Genomic DNA, 19,110 nt, shown 5'->3' with positions numbered 1-19,110 from the left:
AACCTATGGGTATAGCAATTTCCAACCTCTCGGTTCGGTATGGGGCTGAGACCGTCATATCCGGACTTTCCCTGGATATTCCGGAGGGCTGCTTCTTTACGCTGCTCGGCCCGTCCGGCTGCGGCAAGACCACGCTCTTGCGCACCATCGCGGGCTTTGCGCCGGCAAGCGGAGGCCAAATTCGTTTCGGTGGACGGAATGTCACCGAGCTGCCACCACACAAGCGGGCGATCGGGATGGTCTTCCAGGACTATGCGCTCTTCCCGGACAAAACCGTGGCCGAGAATGTCGCATACGGTCTGCGCGCTCGCGGCGAGAAGGGCGAAGGCGCGGCGCGCAAGGTCAAGGCTGCGCTTGATCGCGTCGGTCTCGGGCATGTTCTTTCCCGGCATCCTGCCGCTCTTTCTGGTGGTCAGCGCCAGCGCGTGGCGCTTGCCCGCGCGCTCGTCATCAAGCCTCAGGTGCTGTTGATGGACGAGCCGCTTTCCAACCTCGATGCCAAGCTCAGGGTCCAGATCCGCGAGACCATCATCGAATTGCAGCGAGAGGCCAACATCACCACGGTTTTCGTGACGCACGACCAGGAGGAAGCGCTGTCGATGTCCGACCTGATTGGCGTCATGAACAGAGGCAAGGTCGAACAGCTTGGTACGCCACACGAGATCTATGCGACACCGCGCACTGGCTATGTGGCGGATTTCGTTGGCGCGGCAAACCGGACCGAGGTGCCCGTCCGCGCTGCTGCCTCGGGACGCGTCGAGGTTGATGTCGCCGGCAGCCGGCTGCTCGCGACGGATTCGCTGAACGGCCCGGCCGAACGCGGCCTCCTCGTCTTGCGGCCCGAAGACCTCAAGATTTCGGCCACGGCCGTTTCTGGTCTGCAATCGCTTCCGGCCGTCGTGCGCGGCCGCCAATATCTCGGCTCCCGAACGAGCTACAGCGTCGAATGCGCCGGCGGCCTCGTCTTCAACGCCGAAATGCATGGTGCGGGGCACGATGCATTTCAACCGGGCGCCAGTGTGCACCTCGGCTTCGATCCGGCCGCCGCTCGGGTGATCCGGTCATGAACGCTTCTGCTCTTCGCTCTCCCTGGCCCTGGCTTTCCGCCCTTGCCCTCGGTCTTCTCGGGGTCTTCGTCCTTTACCCGCTGCTCTATGTCTTCACCGCGAGTTTTCTCGGCGAGGGGCGCTCCGGATGGCTCCAGCTCGTCGGGGACGGACACAGCCTCGCCGCTATCGGCAACACGCTTGTGCTCGCCTGCATCGTCACGCTGTTTTCGACACTGATCGGCGTGCCGCTCGCCTATGTCTCGGCGCGCTATCGTTTTCGTGGCAAGCTGCTGATCACGCTTCTGCCCCTGATTACCCTCGTCATTCCGGAGGTGGTAACGGCGCAGACCTGGTTGATGATCCTTGGCAACAACGGCGTCGTCACCCGTTTCCTGAAGGGCTACGGCATTCTTTTGCCGAGCTTTTACGGCTGGTTCGGTCTCATCACCTCGATGAGCTTCATCTACTACACCTATGTCTACATCGGCACGGTGGCGGCGATCGGCAAATTCGATGCGCAATTGGAAGAGGCCGCCCAGAGTCTCGGAACGGCGCCACTTCGCTCCCGGCTCCATGTGATGCTGCCGGTTATCCGGCCAGCCATCCTGGCCTCGACGCTGCTCGTCTTCACCATGGTGGTCGGCAATTTCGCGATCTCGACGATCCTCGGCCACAACGTGCCACTGCTTTCGGTCGCGATCTACCAGGCGGCCGTGGCGGAGGGGGCGACGAACCTCACCATGCAAAGCACGCTTGCCAGCACCTCCGTGCTGATCGTCATGGCGGTACTTTTTTTGAACCGGCGAATTATCGCCAAAGGGCGCTTCGAAATCGTCCAAGGCCGAGGAGCCAAGCCACAACCGCTTCGGGGCATGCATGGTGTCCTCGTCAGTGCTTCGGGCGGCATCGTTGTCGCCGTTTCCCTCCTGCCGCTCGTCACGATCGCGGTTGGTGCCTTCACTGCCTCGCGCGGGCCGGTTCTGCGCTGGGGAGAGTGGACGCTCGACAACATGGCGCGCGTTTTCATCACCGCTCCTGGACCGCTGGTCAATTCGATCCTCTACGCCGGTGTCGCAACGCTCATCTCTGTCATGTTCAGCACGCTTGTCAGCTACCTCGTCGTCAAGAAGTCGAACCTGGTGACACCATTCATCGACTATGTTTCGGCAATACCGCTCGCGCTTTCAGGCACGGTTCTCGGTGTCGGGCTTCTTGCTTCCTTCAATGACGGTTTCCTGGCACTGACGGGTACGTCGACGATCATCGTTCTCGCCTACGTCATCCGCCGCATGCCCTTCGGGATGCGTAACGGCCAGGCGATCCTGCACAACATACCGAACTCGATTGAAGAGGCATCCATCAGCCTTGGCTCGCCACCGTTGCGCACCTTCCTGCGCGTCGTGCTGCCGATGATGCTGCCCGCTGTCGCCTCCGCCGCGATCCTGACCTGGACAACGACCGTATCCGAGCTGTCGGCTTCGCTGCTGGTCTATTCCGGCGGTCGCGAGACCTTGCCGATCCAGATCTTCCGGCTGATCGACTCCGGATTGATGGCCTACGCCTCCGCCTATGGCCTTGTGCTGGTCGCCGTCATCCTGGTGCCGGTGATCATCGCCACGACGATGTTCAAGGTCGACCTGTTTGCCTCCAAGTGAGGCCAAGCCAAAGCCGATCACGCGAGGGACGCGTCGGGCGCCAACCAAGAGAGAGGAACTGTCATGACGATAAGAATTGCAACGCCCATGTTTTTCGCTTGCCTGGCGGCAACGAGCGCCAGCGCGGCCGATCCGGTGATCTATACCACCAACCCCATGCCGGCCGTTGAGGCCGTACAGGCCGTCATCCAGGAGAAGGCGGGCACGCCGACCGGTGTCATTACCGGCGGCAGCGGCGTGCTGCTGCGCCGCGTCGAGGCGGAGAAGGCCGCGCCCCAGGGCGACGTCTTCTGGTCCTCTTCGGCCAATACGATGGGGGCGTTCAAAGGCGCGCTGGAACCCTATGCCTCACCGGAACTTGCGGCCATGCCAAAGGAACTGCGCGTTGCTGACGACTATTTCCAGCCGGCCAACGTCCATGTCGTGACGGTAATGGTCAACACTGACCAGTTGAACGGAACAGCGCCGCCTGCCGACTGGAAGGATCTCGCCGATCCGGTCTGGAAAGGACGGATCATTCTTCCCGATCCGGCCAATAGCTCGACCGGCTATACGATCGTCTGGGGTCTGTCGAAACTGCTCGACGAGGTGACTTACAAGGGCCTGGTCAGCAACGTCGTCGTCAGCAGTTCCTCGTCAGCCGTGCCGAAGGGCGTAGCCATGGGTGAATACGCAGCCGGGGTTACATTCGAGACCAACAGCTACAGTTATGTCGACGGTGGCCAGACGGAAATCAGTATCGTCTATCCGTCTTCCGGCACATTCACGACGCCGGAATATGCGGCGCTGATAAAAGGCGCGCCGGCCGGAGAAGTGGCCAAGAAGGCGATTGACGCGCTGCTTTCCAAGGAGGCGCAGATCGAGTTGCTGAAGGTGGCGTTCCGTCGCCCGAGCCGAATGGACATCAAGGTTTCCGATTACGTCAAGCTGCCGGAACTCGCTTCGATCAAGGTCGTCAAGATTGACGAGGAAGAGGCGGCTCGCAACCGCGATGCGTTCCTCGCTGTGTGGGCGACCCTGCCGAAAGCCGGTTCGAGTAAATAGTAGCCTGCGCAAGGAGGCTGGCCGGTCCCTGCAAAGCTTGCGCCGGTTTCCTTGCCTGCGGGAGACGGCATGCGGACGTTCTCCCGTCCGCATGCCGTCCTGCAGTCAACCGGGGCGGCCGTCGACGAGCTACGGCCTCAGATTCGCGCGCTCCTCAATCGAAGGGCGTTGCCGATCACGCTGACGGACGAAAGCGCCATGGCGGCGGCTGCGATGATCGGCGACAGCAGAAGCCCGAAGGCAGGGTAGAGTATGCCCGCCGCAACGGGTACGCCGGCGGCGTTGTAGATGAAGGCGAAGAAGAGGTTCTGCCGGATGTTCGCCATCGTCGCGTGACTGAGCCGCCGCGCCCGGACGATGCCTTGCAGATCGCCTTTGAGCAGCGTCACGCCAGCACTTTCGATCGCCACATCGGTCCCGGTTCCCATGGCGATGCCGACGTCGGCGGCGGCAAGGGCAGGGGCGTCGTTGACGCCATCACCCGCCATGGCGACGATCCTGCCTTCCTTGCGCAGGCGAGCGACGATCTCGCTCTTGTGTTCCGGGAGCACTTCCGCCTCGACCTCCTTGATGCCGAGCTTGCGGGCGACCGCACTGGCGGTGGTCTTGTTGTCCCCTGTGAGCATCACCACGCGCACGCCGTCCTTGATCAGCGCTTCGACCGCTGCAGGTGTCGTCGACTTGATCGGATCGGAAATTGCAAACAGTCCGCCCAGGCGACCGTCAATGGCGGCGAAGATGACGGTTGCTCCTTCGCTGCGCAGGTCTTCTGCTTTCTGCGAGAGGGCGGAGACATCGACTTTTTCGTCGGACATGATCCGATGACTGCCGATGATCAGCCTGCGGCCATCGACGACGCCGGTCACGCCCTTGCCGACCGGACTGTCGAAGTCCTCGGCAGATCCGAGTTTCACATTGCGCTCGCTGGCGATGTCGACGATGGCGCTTGCCAAAGGATGCTCGCTCGCGCGCTCCAGCGTAGCGGCCAGCCGCAGCAATTCGTCCTCGGATACCCCGCTGACGGCGACGATTTCGGTAACCTTGGGTTTGCCCTCGGTCAGGGTGCCGGTCTTGTCGACCACCAGCGTATCGACCTTCTCGAAGCGCTCGAGCGCTTCGGCGTTTTTGATCAGCACACCGACGCCGGCACCCTTACCGACGCCGACCATGATCGACATCGGTGTTGCAAGGCCGAGAGCGCAGGGGCAGGCGATGATCAGCACCGCGACTGCCGCGACCAGCCCATGGGCGAAGCGCGGCTCCGGGCCGACCAGCATCCATGTTGCGAAAGCGACAGCGGCGATCAGGATGACGACAGGCACGAACCAGCCGGAGACCTCGTCGGCGAGCCGCTGGATCGGGGCGCGAGAGCGTTGCGCCTCGGCGACCATGTGGACGATCCGAGACAGCATGGTATCCCTGCCGACCTTGCCGGCCTCCATGACGAAGCCGCCCGTCCGGTTCATCGTACCACCGATCAGTTTTGCCCCGACTTCCTTGGTGACGGGCATCGACTCCCCGGTGATCATCGATTCATCGACTGAACTGCGGCCTTCGACGAGGGTGCCGTCGACCGGGACCTTTTCGCCCGGACGCACCCGCAGATTATCGCCGACGGCGACGGCCTCGAGTTCCACATCCTCTTCGGTTCCATCGCTGCGGATGATGCGGGCGGTTTTCGGCGCCAGGTCGAGAAGCGCCCGGATCGCGCCGCCGGTCTGCTCGCGCGCCTGCAGTTCGAGCACTTGCCCGAGGAGCACCAGCACGGTGATGACGGCGGCCGCCTCGAAATAGATCGCAACGGCCCCTTCGCCGGATTGGAACGTAGTCGGAAACAGACCGGGAGCGACGGTTGCGACGACGCTGTAAATCCAAGCGACGCCCGTGCCCATCGCGATCAGCGTGAACATGTTGAGGTGCCGGGTGACGATCGATTGCCAGGCCCGTTCGAAAAAAGGAGCGCCCGCCCAAAGGACGACCGGGGTCGCCAGGATGAACTGCAGCCAGTTCGAAGTCTGGACACCGAGCAGCATATGCAGGTTTGTAAGGTGACCGCCCATTTCGAGCGCCAGCACAGGCAGCGTCAGGACCAACCCTATCCAGAACCGCCGGCGCATGTCGACAAGCTCTGGACTGGGCCCCGCGTCGGCGGTGACGACTTCGGGTTCGAGGGCCATGCCGCAGATCGGGCAGTTGCCAGGGCCGTTTTGCCGTATCTGCGGATGCATGGGGCATGTGTAGATCACCCCCTCTTGCTCCGAGCTTTGCTTGTCTGCGGCTTTGGCAGGTGCCGCCCTCTTTTCGGCATGATGATGGTCGTGACCTTCATGTCGGTGGTGATGCTTATGGTCGTCCATTGGAGCGTCTCCGTAAACGGTACTCGCCGATATCAAGGATAGGGCCCGGCGCCTCCCCGCCTTCCGGGCCGTCTCACCCTCGTTACGTGTAGGCGACGAAGGACATCATTCCCGATGCCATGTGATAGAGGTGATGGCAGTGGAGCGGCCAGCGGCCCGGATTGTTGGCGTCGAACACGACCTTCACGCTTCCCATCGGCGGCAGGAGAACGGTATCCCGCACGGCACCGCCGCGCACCTTTCCACCTATGTCGACGACCTGGAAGTGATGACCGTGGAGATGCATCGGGTGGGACATCATCGACATGTTGCGCATGGCGATCTCGATCCTTTCGCCTTCGCGGAGGCCAAGGCCGTCGCCAACCTCGATCCGCCAGTCGTAGCCGCTCATGCTGCCCGTCAGGGTCAACTCGAACCGACGGTCTGCAGGACGAGCGGAAAGGGGCGCGACGGCCGCCAACCGCTCTTCGAGGTCGAGCCCGACCACCGGTCCTGGCTCCTTCCCACGCGATGCAATCTTGGCGATCTTTGCCCCTGACTGCGCCAGGATGATGCCTGTACGATGGTCACTGCCTTCCCGCAGCGCGAGGATGGGTTGGGCTTCTGCTGACTTCGGAAGCTCAAGCCGGATATCGAGCCGCTGGCCCATGGAAATCGGGAAACGGTTCCCGGAAACCGGCTGCACCGACTGGCCGTCGACCGCGATCAATTGTCCGGTCAGGGCGCCGGTGTCGACCGTGAAGGCGGTGGCCGTTGCGCCATTGATGATGCGCAGGCGGATCCGTCCTCCGTTTTCGACGGCGACGACTTCCGGGTCATCGAGCGTACGGTCGTTCGCGAGGTAGGCGTCATACTCGATGTCGTTCAGATCCATGGCGGCCATGCCCGGCATCGCCATCCCGGACATGTGGCCTCCCTGCATGTTGGATGCCATGTTCTTCATCATCGCGCCGTGGCCCATCCCATGACCGGCTGGCGATCCCTTCAGCTTGGCGAGCAGTTCCTCGGCAGGCGTGAAGGAGAAGTCGTGCAGCAGGATAACGACTTCCTGCTCGTCGCGCTGCCTGTCGTCGGCGGTTCGCACGATCAGAGGCGCGGCGAGCAGGTTCTGTTCCTGAAGCGTATGCGCATGCATCCAGTGCGTGCCGCCCGCACCGACCGGAAACGCGTAATGCCGGGTCTCCTTTGCCTTCAGGAGTGCTGCAGGATTGTCCGGTACACCGTCCATGTCCCATGGCGGGGCGAGCCCATGCCAATGGATGAGCGTCGCTTCGTCGCCTTGGTTTGAAAGCGCGACGTCGAACGGGCTGTCGGCGTCGAGCGTCAGTCCGACGGTGCCATCCGGTTGGAGAAGCCCGAAGACGTCGGCGGCTCTGCCGTTTACCTCGATGACGCGTTTTGTGATTGCAAGCGAGCGCGCGCCCGCGCCCGAAGATGTTGCCTTGCTGGCCTCAGCCCAGCTTCTGCTTGGGTGTAGGGCGGCAGCCGATGCGGCGACTGCGACGCCCGACATCAGCCCGCCCAGGAATTCACGGCGTTTCATGCTCATTGACCTCTTGTTCCATGCCGGGCAATGCCGGCGAAGGCCGCGCCAAGCGGGCGCGGCCGCGGAGGGCCACCGCCCAACGGCGGCTGGCCTGCTCATCCGGTGGGTCGAGGAGGGCCGATGGGCGGCCGGGAGATGATGCCGTCGATGGGCGGTTGGGGGGCGAGGTCCCGGTGCCCGCCCGACTTCAGGGTGATTGCACCGAAGGTAGGGGCCGGGAAAAGCGTGTTGCACAGGCTGCAGATGCGTTTGCAGCATGCTTTATGATCGCCTGTTTCGGTCTTGCCACGGAGATCGGCTTTCCCCTGTGAGGAAATGACATGTTCGCTGCCGGCAACGTGTGGCTCGCATGCGATGGGGGCTGCCTCGGCAATCGGCGCGACCAGAAACAGGATGGCGACCAAGGCGGCAAGCAATCCTCTTGCATGTTTCCGGACGGTCTGGCTGGCGGCGATCATGTTTTCGTCCGACACCTCATGTTGTATTCACCCACAATGCGCGATGCTCGCCGGCTTCGCCTTGACCTTGATCAAGAGGCGACAATGGCACGGCGCTCGATGAAAGGATGGCACCCGAATGTGTTTGAATGCGGTTAAATCGTCCGGCCTCATTCTTGCTGTGGTTGCGGTCTTGTCGGTCTCGGCTGCGACCGCACAGCCTGGCGATGACGTCGTTCGTGAGAGGCAGCGGGATATGAAGGCGGTGGCGGCTGCCGCCAAGAGCATCGACGCCGTATTCAAAGGCACGTCCCCTTACGATGCGAAGGCGTTCAAATCGGCCGCCGAAACCATCAGGGCGTATTCGGGGAAACGCCTGTCGAAACTGTTCGAGGCGCCCGTCGTCGCCGAGGGCTCCAAGGCCAGCGCCAATATCGAGGCAGAGCGACCGACATTCGACAAGCTGGCGACCGAACTTGGCGCTTACGCCGAGGTGCTTTCAGTTGCGGCAGACCGCAATCCTGATGTTCTTGCGCCTGACATGCGGATGAAGGGTGTCGATGCGCGGATGGGCGGGCCACTCGCCAAGAGAAACTCGGCAATGCCCGACCCGATGTCCATGCCCGCCGAGCACGCTTTCCACCTGATGCTGCAGGTTTGCACGTCCTGCCACGCCAAGTTCCGCACGAAAGACAACTAGTCAACGGCAGCAGGCGGGCGTCGCAAAACCAGGATCATCCGACGTGGCTGCAGCAGGATTTCTTGAAGGAGGCCTGATAGCCGGCTTCTGCGATCGCGGCAACGAAGGCATCGGAGGGGATCTCCGAGTCGATCGATGCGGTCTTCGCATCGAGATCTACAGCGACCTTGGCGTTGGGGTCGACCGACTTGACTGCTTTCTCGACCGCTCCGGCGCAGTGCCCACAGGTCATGTCGGGGATGTTGAGATGGTGCATTTGGAAACTCCGTTCGATTTGACCGGTGTGAATGTGGGGCTTCCAACGGTGGCAAGGTCAAGAGCAAAGCCGCAAACAGTTTTCTCTTTCCTCCAGGAGATGAAACTGACACGATTCTCCCCACGCCAGGACAGTATGCCCACGGCCGCTTCCGACGAACTCAGAGAAGCTGGAGCGACGCTCCGCCTATCGCGCTGGCCACGACCACAATCCATGGCGGCGCTTTCCATACGACGAGCAGGATGAATGCCGTCAGGGCGAGCGCGAAGTCGTTGGGATTCGATACGGCGCTGGTCCAGACCGGACTGTAAAGTGCCGCTCCCAAAATGCCGACCACGGCCGCGTTCGCGCCGCGCATTGCAGCCTGAGCAAGGGGCCGTTTACGAAAACTGTCCCAGAAGGGCAGAGCGCCGACGAGCAGCAGAAACCCGGGCAGGAAAATCGCAACGAGGCAGATGCCCGCACCGAGGATGCTAATCGGTGCCGGTCCCATGACCGCACCGAGATAGGCGGCGAAGGTGAAGAGGGGACCCGGTACTGCCTGCGCCGCGCCATAACCGGCGAGGAAGGCATCATTCGAAACCCAACCGGGAGCGACCACTTCGGCCTGGAGCAACGGCAAGACCACGTGTCCGCCGCCAAAGACGAGAGAACCTGATCGATAGAAGGCGTCGAATAGCGCCCAACTATGGGAAACGGCTGCAACGATCGGCAGGACGCCAAGCAGAACGAAGAAGGCCGCGAGACAGATGATGCCGACGGGGCGCGTGACGCGGAACGTCAGATGTGTGGATCCCGCGACCGGGCCGTTGCGGCACAGCAGGAACCCGGCGAGGGCGCCAAACGTGATCGCTGCGATTTGCCCGATCGCGCCCGCCGCAAACACGACGATCAATACGGCAGCAAGGGCGATACTGGCACGCTCGCGATCCGGAGTGAGGCTCTTCGCCATGCCCCACACAGCCTGCGCAACGACCGCTACGGCAACGATCTTCAGCCCGTGCAGCAGGCCCGTTCCGATCGGACCGTCGAAGGCCGTCGCCGCCATTGCGAATATGATCAGCAGGAGGGCAGACGGCAGCGTGAATGCGGCCCAGGCGGCGAGTGCGCCCAGCGGGCCACCGCGCAGGAGTCCCAGAGCAAAACCGACCTGGCTTGAGGCGGGACCGGGCAGAAACTGACAAAGCGCGACGAGATCGGCATAGCCGGCTTCATCGATCCACTTCCGGCGCACGACCAGTTCGTCTCGGAAGTAACCGAGATGAGCGATCGGTCCACCGAACGATGTCAGACCGAGTTTCAAAAATGCCGCGAAGACTTCAGCCGGAGTGCCTTGATGGGCCCCAGTTACCTGTTCCTGCATTGCTTTCGCCGATGACTTCACCAACAACTCCTGGGTCATCTCGTTGACCAATTCCGATGCCGCGAGCCAGGTGTCTTCATGGCATCACTTCTCTGCCTCGATACCGGAACCAACAGCAGAGGCAATGGGTTAGGATATATTCCGCCAAATGATGGCGGTCGATTGAGGCCGAAACCGAAGGAGAGCCTCTGATGGCCAGTGAAAGCGATCGCGAGCTTCGTCATCATACGCAAAGGATGCAAATGCGCCTGCAGGACACCATGGATCATCTGCGCGAAGATATCGGGAAGGTCGACGAGCCGCAGTTGAAGGCTATGTTCGAAACGGCGGCCGAGGTCCTGGGTGGTCTCAAGAAGGCGTTCAGCGACTACGAACAGAAGAACGAGGCAGCATGGCGGTCCGGCTAGAACTCGACCGGTGCCACCAATGATACGCGCACGGTAGTGTCCGCCCAGCATCAAGTCCTCGATCCTTGTCAAATTGGAACCGAGATATTGCTGGCTTCGGTGACAGGCATGTGACTGTGACAGCTATGACGTCTTCATTGCCTGTCCAGGATCGTCTCGACGGCTTTCGCCTTTTCGGCCGAAACATCGCCGTCGGCTGCATTGAGAACGATATGGAGAATTCCGTCGGCGAGGTGGCCGAACACGTAAGGATCAAGCGCGGCATCGCCCGGTTTAATTAGAAGTTGGCGGCGTTGCCGGTTGCACTCGTCATCGAATGTGCAATGATGTTGAAATTAAACGACTTTAATCGGCTGCGAGAGCGCTCGTCGCAGCGAGCCGTTCCGGGGACACTTCCAGCGCACAGGGATTTCGAACATCTTAGACTGAGGGATTGTGATCATGCGTAGAATTCTTGCGTATCTGACGATCGCGTCGTTCGTCTCGACCTCTGCCTTTGCGGATCCCGCCGTCCTGACGGCAAATGTGAATTTCCGGGTGGGGCCGGGCACCGGATTTGACGCGATGCGCGTTATCCCTCAGGGCGAGGAAGTCGATATCAAGGAGTGTGATGCGGAGGCTTCCTGGTGTGCCGTGAGCTATTCCGGCGCAAATGGGTTCGTCGCGGGCAAATATCTCAACCAGTCCGATGCCACCGCGCCGGCCTGGCCAAGGGTGTTCAACACCGACAAGGGCGCGACGATCACTCTCTTCCAGCCGCAGATAACGTCGTGGAAGGATTTCAAGGAACTCGAGGCGCTCGTCGCCACCGAACTCAAATCGTCCGCCGATGCGAAACCGGTCTATGGGATCATCGGGCTTTCGGCCAAAACTGTCGCCGACGATGCATCCGAAAACGTCACGCTGACCGATGTTCGAACCACGCGGCTCGATTTCTCCGCACTGGATCGTCAGCAGCTTGCCGATCTGGCACTCGATATCGGCAAGCTCATTCCTACCGACCCGATCGTGGTGTCGCAGCAACGTCTGGCAGCAAGCCTTGCGGATTTCGAGCGGCTTGCAGATGTTCCAGATATCAAGGCTGATCCGCCACCGATCTTCGTCAGTGAAACGCCAGCGATCCTGTTGCAGACGGACGGCAAGGCCGTGACGGCTCCGGTCAAGGGCGTCGAGGGCCTGTCGTTCGTGGTCAATACGAACTGGGACCTGTTCAAAGTGGAACAGTCGGGCGACTACTATGTCCGAAGCGACAAGAGCTGGCTCACCTCGAAGACATTGGAGACCGGTTGGACCGAGACCGAAACGGTTCCGGACCTGTTTTCAAAGCTGCCGGACATCGAGAACTGGAAAGGCGTAAAGGCCTCCCTGCCGCCAACGCGCTTCAACGAGAACGAGGTACCGAAGGTCTTCTATTCGGAGAAGCCGGCTGAACTTTTGATATTTGAAGGAAAGCCGGCCCTGGAACCGATAGCCGGTACAGGGCTCGATTGGGTTTCCAATACGACCAGTTCGGTCTTTTTCCATCGGGCCAGCAAGAACTGGTACACCCTTCTTTCCGGACGGTGGTTTTCATCCGCTTCGCTCGAAGGACCCTGGCGTTTTGCCACGCCCGATCTGCCGGAAGATTTCCTGAATCTACCCGACGGCGCCCCATATTCCGCCGTACGCGCATCGATACCCGGCACGTCCGAAAGCGCGATGGCGCGTCTGAGGGCGAGCATCCCGAAGCTTGCACGGGTTTCCACCGATGGATCGTTGAAGGTGGACGTGCACTATAATGGCGAGCCGAAGTTCGAGCCGATTGAAGGCACGTCCCTGTTTTATGCCGTCAACGCGAACGAGCAGGTCATCAAGGTGGCGGACAAGTATTTCGTCCTCAAGGATGGCATCTGGTTCGTGGGCGATACGCCGACCGGCCCCTTCGCCGTTGCGCGTGCCGTAGCCGATGAGATCTACACGATCCCATCATCGTCTCCGGTCTATAACGCCACCTATGTTCGGGTTTACGACACCGAACCCGATGCTGTCTGGTACGGCTACACCCTCGGCTATCTCTATACCTATCTCGCCTGGGATACCGTCGTCTGGGGTTCGGGATGGTACTATCCGCCCTACTGGGACTATTACGACGACGATTGGCCCTACTATCCGCCTCCGATCAGCTACGGCTTTGGCGCCTCATATAATCCTGCCTACGGCACCTTTGGCCGCTATGGCTACGCCTATGGTCCCGAGAGAGGCCTGGTATTCGGTGCGGCCTATAATCCCGTCACAGGGACCCGGTTCCGCGGCGGCGCGGTGGCAGGACCGGCCGGCGAAAGAGGCTTCATCTCCGCCTACAATCCACGCACCGGCAACGCGATGGTGGCGCGGGGCGGGCAGAATGTCTACGGTTCCTGGGGCAGCATTGCCGTCAAACACGGTGGAGAATTCGCACGCATCAGCGGCGGAACGACGGGCAGTGCCGGCGGTCTGCGCTGGCGCAATACGGAAGGCAACAAAGGCTTTATCGTCGGCAGCAAAGGCGGTGACGTCTATGCCGGCCGTGACGGCAGCGTCTATCGCCGCCAGGACGGGCAGTGGCAGAAGCACACGCCGGATGGCTGGCAGCCCGTTCAGCGCCCGGAAGGAGAGAGCCTCAGGAATGTCGGTCAGGGTGCGGCGTCCAGCAGGCCAGAAGCCACGCAACGTATTCAGAACAGGGTGGAGACGCGGCCGGCACCACGCCGCAGTCAGCAGGTTCGTCAGCGGGCGCCGGATCATCTTTCCTTCGACCGGGCCGGACGACAGTTCGGCAACCAGAATGAACTGAGCCGCAACTATGGGCGGCTCTATCAGGAGTCTGGCCGCAACTTCCAAAGCTTCGACGGTGGCGGCGGCTATCGCGGCGGCGGCTTCCAGGGCGGAAGCCGCGGTGGCTATCATGGTGGCGGCAGTCGGGGCGGTGGAGCAGCCTTCCGTGGCGGCGGCGGGCGTGGTGGTGGCGGCCGGCGGTAGACACGCGATTGATTGGCCACAAGCGCTTTCGACCCCTTGGAAGAAGCGCCGATGGGGTGGCTTGCGACCAAGCGACAGCGGGTCGATCCTGTTCCTCAAAAACTTGGCGGCGCAATAAAGCAGGCCGCAGGACAGTTAATGGACAGGGTGCGTCGCCTAGAAAGGCTTCGCGACCGCACGGCTTTGCGGAGTTGGTTCCCGCGGATAGGCGGGGCTGAGCGCGCGATACTTTGCTGACACAGGGAAAAGCCCGCCGGCAGCAAGGCCAATCGGTCTCTCGATATGGCGAACTTCGCCAATAACGTCAGCAAAAGGGAAACTAAAAAATGCGGTTCACCCGAAACAACCTAGCAGTACTTACTTTCATCTGCATGACGTCGCCTGCATTTGCCGCGACGACCGTCAACGTTGTCGAGAGCGGCGAGGCCGGCGGACCGATGACCCTCACACTGGATCAATCGACCATCAAGGCCGGCGAGACGACCTTTATGGTTCACAACGACGCAATGACAGAAGAACACGAGATGGTGCTGATCAAGCTGAAGTCGCCCGACCAGAAGATCGATGTCGTCGCGGCCAAGCATCGTGTCAACGAAAAGCAGTTGAAGAGCCTTGGCGAAGTGTCTGATTTGAAACCAGGTGCCGATGGCCAGATGAAGGCCAAGCTCACGCCAGGCTCCTATGTACTACTCTGCAACATCAAGGGCCACTTCGAGGCGGGCATGCACACGATGCTTACAGTTACGAAGTAGCTTCGGGTCTGCCGCGGCGGTGGCCGATTGCGCCGGCGGTCACCGCGGCGCGGGCAAGTCGTCGTCTCCTCCGATCTAGGCAAAGGTCGCAAAAGCCACCGCATACAGCGATACACTCGTGGCTGCCGCAACCTCGCATTCCCAGCGGGAACGCTGGTCAGTCGCTTCTAATCGCGCACCAGCCGAATGCGCGGTGGTGTTCGCCAGCTTTCGCGCGTCGCGGGCCGCTGGCTCAGTGGTATTTTTCCTGCTCGCGGACGAGGATCGCCGGAGCGTTCAGCCCGGCGATCGGTTGGCTGACATCCGTCGGAATGTCTCCGGTCAGTTGAAGATCGAGGTAGCGCGCGCAGCAGACCCTCAGGAACGAGGTAAAGTTCCCCAGATCGTGACCGGCATCAATGGACTCGTGATGCAGCTTGGTTATCAACTGCGTGACGTTCATGCGATCGCGGTGTGCGATCTCCTCGAGCTTCGACCAGAAGAAATTCTCCAGCCGAACGCTTGTCACCATGCCATCGATGCGTAGCGAACGGGTCGTACTTTCCCAGAGCCTTGCGTCCGCCTTGATGAACAACTCGCACATCGCGACCCTCCCTTGCCGCGTCCTCAGGCGGCGTCTGTTTGTAGCAGGGCCGAAGCGTCCAGCACAGTCATGAACTGCCGCAGCCACGACGGGTGCGCCGGCCATGCCGGTGCGGTGACGAGGTTGCCGTCTGAGACCGCATCATCGATTGCGATATCGGCATAGATGCCGCCGGCGAGTTCGACTTCCGGACGGCAAGCGGGATAGGCCGAGCATGTGCGCCCCTCCAGTACGCCGGCTGCGGCGAGAAGCTGGGCCCCGTGGCAGATGGCTGCCACCGGCTTTCCGGCCTCGAAGAAATGCTGGACGGCCTTTATGACATCGGGGTTGAGGCGCAGATACTCCGGCGCGCGGCCGCCGGGGATGACAAGCGCATCGTAGTCCTCGGCGCGAATGTTGGAGAAGGTGGCGTTGAGCGTGAAGTTGTGGCCTCGCTTTTCCGAATAGGTCTGGTCGCCTTCGAAATCATGGATCGCGGTCGCGACCGTATCTCCGGCCTTCTTGCCGGGGCAGGCGGCATGAACGGTGTAGCCGCAGGCCAGCAGTGTTTGAAACGGAACCATCGTTTCATAATCCTCGGTGAAGTCACCGGTGATCATCAGTACTTTCGAAGCTGTCATATGTTCCTCCCAAAACCGACGAAAGGAGCTTAGCAGAGCAGGCGTGCCAGCAGGTACTAACGGAATACTACAACGATAATTCCGAGGAGGTTCGTCGCTGGCGATCAGCTTCGTGGTGGAAACTCGCGCACAGGAACGCGCCGTGGGGTCATTTTCAATCGCACCTTGCGAGACGGGCCGTCGCAAATCTGTCATAAACGAAGGCAAACTTCTGGTTACAATCCGTCGGAACCGAGAAATATGTCCGAGCAATTCTCGCCCGTATGCGAAGCGTTGTCACCAAATGCTGCGCGCTCAATGACCTGCGTCCAGCAAGCGGGCGCGATTTGTTTTCGAGCTTCTGCAGATAGCTTTCCGGAGGTACTGCTTGTTGCGAGTCGGCGTAATGGCCGCTGGGGAATCCCAAAAGGCCGCATAGAGGCAGGAGAGACGTCGCGCGCCGCCGCGGCGCGCGAAGCGATGGAAGAGGCCGGTGTTCGAGGCATGGTATCGATTGGTGCCGTTGGCTCGTTCCTTTACACAAAGGATAGTATCGACCTGAGCTACCACCTCAGCGTGCACCTGCTCGAAGTCCACGAAACTATTTCGGACTTCCCAGAGAAGCAAAGCCGGAGACTGCTGTGGGCGCCCTTTGAAACTGCGGTCCGGGAAATCTTTCATCCAAAGCTTCGCGAGCTGATGCTGGTCGCTGCAGAAAACGGGCTGCCTGTCGGGTTGGAACGCGAGGCCTGGTAGGTCTACCAGCCTGAGGCACGGAATTCACTTTGCTGCGTTCGCTCTTTGCAGGAGAATCTGCATCTCCTGAAATCGTCTCTTGCGCTCGGGATCGTCCTCATCGGCAGCGTAGCAAATGCGTGAAACGCAGAAGCGCAGGATCCGCTTCGGCGCGTTCGCGTTGTCGAACTGGCAATCAAAGGTGTCCGTCATATCTGCCTTCTTGGTGTCGGCTCTTTCGGAATATTTGAAGCGAGCGCCCGGCGGCTCAATCTCGGGAAACGATTGCACCACCCCGACATTGAGTGCCTCGACCATGAAGAAGTTCTTGGCGACAGCCATGCAAGTCGACTCGAGGGAGGGGCTCTGCGCGTAGGCAGGCCCTGCCGCGATACACAGAACTGGGAGAAGCCACTTCATCGCATACTCCATCCGCAGCGACGCCTTTGGTATCGGCTCGCGCTGTTCCGACAACACGGGAAGGTGGAAATAGTTCCGCCGCCTGGCGCTTAAAGTGTTGGCGTGGCTGTGACTCCCGGACCTCGCGTCCGACTGGGATCGCAAACAGGGCGCGTTTCGGGAGTAGGGTCAGCCTATGACCGCTTTGCCAATTGGTGTTCGCGCCAGATCGTGAAAAGGCCCGCACCTACCACGATGAGGGCGCCGACGAGCATGTTGTACGTGATCGTTTCGCCAAACAACAGGACGGCAAACATCACGTTGAGAACCAACTGAAAATAGGTGACCGGCTGAACTTCCGCCGCAGGCAGCAGCCCGTAGGCCCGGATGAGGAAGTAGTGGCTGAGAGTGCCGCAGACGCAAAGTGCTGCCAACGCGAACCAGTCGGAGGGGACGACTTCGGTCCAGTAGAACGGACCGATCAGCGAGATCGCCAGTGCTCCGACGACGCCCGCATAAAAAAGGCTCGTTACAGCGGAATCCTCCCGGCTGACTGCGCGCGTGGCGATGCTGTAAAGCGCGAACAGCACGGAGGCGACAAGCGGCAGCAGAAGAGAGATGTCGAAGTGAACGTCCACCGGATTGATGATCACCAGAACGCCGACCAGACCAACCAACACCGCAGTTCCGCGCCGCCATCCGACCACCTCCCCGAGAAGAGGTATCGATAGGATGGTGATGATCAGTGGTGTGGCCTGAAAGATCGACTGGCTCATGGCGAGCCCGGCGTGAACATAGGAAAAAACGATGACGACGATCTCCGCGACCAGCAGAAGGCCGCGGACAAGCTGCAGCCAGGGATGTCGCGTTTGAATGGATCCCCGAATGCCTTTCGGCGACGACGCGGCAAAAGCAAATACGAAGAGCGCGAACGCCCAGAAGCGGATCATCGTTATGAAGAGCGCCGGATAACGATCCCCCAGATATTTGGTTATCGCGTCCTGGCCCGCGAAGATGCAGATGGCGAGGAAGGCAAACAGATAGCCGCGGGTCTTCAGACTCATCACACTCTAAACTCAGAATCGTTCGCCACTTGATTAGCATAGTCGTTTCGCAGGCGCTCGAAGCAAACGATGGTCGCTTCTCAGCCGCCACCTGCCAACCCTTCCCACCCATCGGTTCAGGCTAAGCGTCATGGCGAAATGGTACCCGTCGAGCTCTGTGCCCTTCTAACGGCGTCTCCCATTTGCCGAGGCCGGTTTCTTGCAATTCTAGCTGGGCTTCATCAAGCCGGTCTTCATCGGCGAACCGTAACACCGAGGCGCCGCTATCGGATGGCAGCAGGGGCAGCTAGTGCCGTCCCCTATAAGACAAAACCCAAGGAAAGCTCCCCATGTGAAAGACGCCGCCCTCGCCCTGATCGCTGCCTTCATCATCGCAAGCGCCGCCCCGGCGCAGGAACGTACCGCAGGCAGCACGTTGGACACGCAGATGACGTGGAGCGCCCTCTCCAGCAAGATTTCCACTGTGGACAGCAAGGCTCAGGGCATCAGTACCCGCGTCGATCAGATTGCGATATGCGGTAACAAGGGCAAAGTCTGTGCGCCCGCCGCCTCCGGCAAAGACGCTCACGGGTGCATTGAAGCAAGCGTGGCGGCCGTCAACCATATGCTTGCCTGCAACCGGTAAGCTTTGGAAGGGCTCGAGCTGCGTGGCGACCACCACCGATCTGAGCGCCATCAATGCCAAGCTGGCCGCTATTGCTGCGTGTGGCGCCCAGAAGAAGAGCTGGAATGGCTCTGGTTGCGTTGACTTAGGTGACAAGCTTACCCAAGTCGGCACGGTGACCGATGCCGCAAACTACAGCACCCGCACGATCACCGTGAATTTCCCCCAACGCTACGCGCAAGCGCCGAATGTCTACCGCCGTGGCCGTACCCGTCGAGCATGTGGCCCTCAGCCGGTTGCGTCAGTGAATACAATCGTGTCCCCTTTACGAAATCTTCCGGTAGTATTTTATATTGCCTAGATGGTAATCGAAGAACGGAAATACCCGGGAGAGTTCGCTTCCCCACGGCAGCTTCACGAGCTGGCGGAAGAATATCGCAAGGCGGCAACACTGCTCCTTCAACTCGGCCGACCCGGCAAGCCGCTTACTCGGGCCCCGTTCAGATTGTCGGCAATCCACGCGATCGAACTCTACCTGACCGCACTTTTGCTCCATCGTGGGT

The 19,110-nt window shown here is 60.9% G+C and carries 19 protein-coding genes; 10 read left to right on the top strand and 9 right to left on the bottom strand.

The features are described 5' to 3' along the window. Positions 1-5: 5 nt before the first annotated feature. From AC0C6X_RS05720 to AC0C6X_RS05710, 3 genes are all read left to right on the top strand, one after another. On the top strand, positions 6-1,067 hold the full coding sequence (locus AC0C6X_RS05720) for an ABC transporter ATP-binding protein (RefSeq protein ID WP_472952189.1): 1,062 nt from the start codon (positions 6-8) through the stop codon (positions 1,065-1,067). Next, positions 1,064-2,704, top strand: a complete 1,641-nt coding sequence (locus AC0C6X_RS05715) for an ABC transporter permease (RefSeq protein WP_472952188.1) — start codon at positions 1,064-1,066, stop codon at positions 2,702-2,704. The genes AC0C6X_RS05720 and AC0C6X_RS05715 overlap by 4 nt, the downstream gene beginning before the upstream one ends. A gap of 63 nt (positions 2,705-2,767) precedes the next feature. Continuing rightward, complete coding sequence (locus AC0C6X_RS05710; RefSeq protein WP_472952187.1) at positions 2,768-3,748, top strand: extracellular solute-binding protein; 981 nt, start codon at positions 2,768-2,770, stop codon at positions 3,746-3,748. Between the two features lie 137 nt (positions 3,749-3,885). Here AC0C6X_RS05710 and AC0C6X_RS05705 read toward each other — a convergent pair whose 3' ends face one another. The 3 genes from AC0C6X_RS05705 to AC0C6X_RS05695 all read right to left on the bottom strand — a co-directional run bounded on the left by AC0C6X_RS05705 (position 3,886) and on the right by AC0C6X_RS05695 (position 8,109). Then, positions 3,886-6,105, bottom strand: a complete 2,220-nt coding sequence (locus tag AC0C6X_RS05705; RefSeq protein ID WP_472952186.1) for a copper-transporting P-type ATPase — start codon at positions 6,103-6,105, stop codon at positions 3,886-3,888. Between the two features lie 82 nt (positions 6,106-6,187). Beyond that, on the bottom strand, positions 6,188-7,648 hold the full coding sequence (locus AC0C6X_RS05700; protein ID WP_472952184.1) for a multicopper oxidase family protein: 1,461 nt from the start codon (positions 7,646-7,648) through the stop codon (positions 6,188-6,190). Between the two features lie 98 nt (positions 7,649-7,746). Further along, positions 7,747-8,109 carry a hypothetical protein gene (locus tag AC0C6X_RS05695; protein ID WP_472952183.1) on the bottom strand — a complete coding sequence of 121 codons (363 nt, stop codon included), beginning with the start codon at positions 8,107-8,109 and terminating at the stop codon, positions 7,747-7,749. Positions 8,110-8,227: 118 nt separating this feature from the next. Between AC0C6X_RS05695 and AC0C6X_RS05690 the strand changes: the two genes are divergently transcribed. Continuing rightward, on the top strand, positions 8,228-8,788 hold the full coding sequence (locus AC0C6X_RS05690; RefSeq protein WP_173518489.1) for a c-type cytochrome: 561 nt from the start codon (positions 8,228-8,230) through the stop codon (positions 8,786-8,788). Between the two features lie 34 nt (positions 8,789-8,822). On the opposite strand, the gene AC0C6X_RS05685 is transcribed toward AC0C6X_RS05690, so the two are convergent. Then, entirely contained in the window at positions 8,823-9,044 is a 222-nt protein-coding gene (locus tag AC0C6X_RS05685) for a heavy-metal-associated domain-containing protein (protein WP_173518488.1), read from the bottom strand. Positions 9,045-9,204: 160 nt separating this feature from the next. Continuing rightward, positions 9,205-10,407, bottom strand: coding sequence for a chromate efflux transporter (gene chrA / locus AC0C6X_RS05680; protein ID WP_472952332.1), 1,203 nt, complete (start codon positions 10,405-10,407; stop codon positions 9,205-9,207). A 191-nt stretch (positions 10,408-10,598) separates the two neighbouring features. On the opposite strand from chrA, the gene AC0C6X_RS05675 reads away from it, so the two are divergent. From AC0C6X_RS05675 to AC0C6X_RS05665, 3 genes are all read left to right on the top strand, one after another. Further along, complete coding sequence (locus AC0C6X_RS05675; protein ID WP_472952182.1) at positions 10,599-10,814, top strand: hypothetical protein; 216 nt, start codon at positions 10,599-10,601, stop codon at positions 10,812-10,814. 441 nt (positions 10,815-11,255) lie between these two features. Beyond that, positions 11,256-13,811 carry an SH3 domain-containing protein gene (locus AC0C6X_RS05670; RefSeq protein ID WP_472952181.1) on the top strand — a complete coding sequence of 852 codons (2,556 nt, stop codon included), beginning with the start codon at positions 11,256-11,258 and terminating at the stop codon, positions 13,809-13,811. Positions 13,812-14,137: 326 nt separating this feature from the next. After that, positions 14,138-14,563, top strand: coding sequence for a plastocyanin/azurin family copper-binding protein (locus tag AC0C6X_RS05665; RefSeq protein ID WP_472952180.1), 426 nt, complete (start codon positions 14,138-14,140; stop codon positions 14,561-14,563). 232 nt (positions 14,564-14,795) lie between these two features. Here AC0C6X_RS05665 and AC0C6X_RS05660 read toward each other — a convergent pair whose 3' ends face one another. Continuing rightward, positions 14,796-15,146, bottom strand: a complete 351-nt coding sequence (locus AC0C6X_RS05660; protein ID WP_173518485.1) for a ribbon-helix-helix domain-containing protein — start codon at positions 15,144-15,146, stop codon at positions 14,796-14,798. Between the two features lie 23 nt (positions 15,147-15,169). Then, on the bottom strand, positions 15,170-15,766 hold the full coding sequence (locus AC0C6X_RS05655) for a DJ-1/PfpI family protein (protein WP_472952179.1): 597 nt from the start codon (positions 15,764-15,766) through the stop codon (positions 15,170-15,172). Positions 15,767-16,006: 240 nt separating this feature from the next. Between AC0C6X_RS05655 and AC0C6X_RS05650 the strand changes: the two genes are divergently transcribed. Next, positions 16,007-16,501 carry an NUDIX hydrolase gene (locus AC0C6X_RS05650; RefSeq protein ID WP_472952178.1) on the top strand — a complete coding sequence of 165 codons (495 nt, stop codon included), beginning with the start codon at positions 16,007-16,009 and terminating at the stop codon, positions 16,499-16,501. Between the two features lie 24 nt (positions 16,502-16,525). Here the strand turns inward: AC0C6X_RS05650 and AC0C6X_RS05645 are convergent, their stop codons facing one another. Then, entirely contained in the window at positions 16,526-16,822 is a 297-nt protein-coding gene (locus AC0C6X_RS05645) for a hypothetical protein (protein ID WP_312033053.1), read from the bottom strand. A 251-nt stretch (positions 16,823-17,073) separates the two neighbouring features. Next, positions 17,074-17,943: a DMT family transporter gene (locus AC0C6X_RS05640; protein WP_173518482.1), complete on the bottom strand. Its 870-nt coding sequence runs from the start codon at positions 17,941-17,943 to the stop codon at positions 17,074-17,076. Positions 17,944-18,274: 331 nt separating this feature from the next. On the opposite strand from AC0C6X_RS05640, the gene AC0C6X_RS05635 reads away from it, so the two are divergent. Then, positions 18,275-18,568: a hypothetical protein gene (locus AC0C6X_RS05635; protein ID WP_472952177.1), complete on the top strand. Its 294-nt coding sequence runs from the start codon at positions 18,275-18,277 to the stop codon at positions 18,566-18,568. Between the two features lie 22 nt (positions 18,569-18,590). Further along, positions 18,591-18,908: a hypothetical protein gene (locus AC0C6X_RS05630; protein ID WP_472952176.1), complete on the top strand. Its 318-nt coding sequence runs from the start codon at positions 18,591-18,593 to the stop codon at positions 18,906-18,908. Positions 18,909-19,110 lie beyond the last annotated feature (202 nt).

The organism is Ensifer sp. VA4 (genome assembly GCF_055710065.1).
The sequence above is the reverse complement of the archived record's forward strand: the minus strand, read 5'-3'. Positions and strand labels throughout refer to the sequence as shown.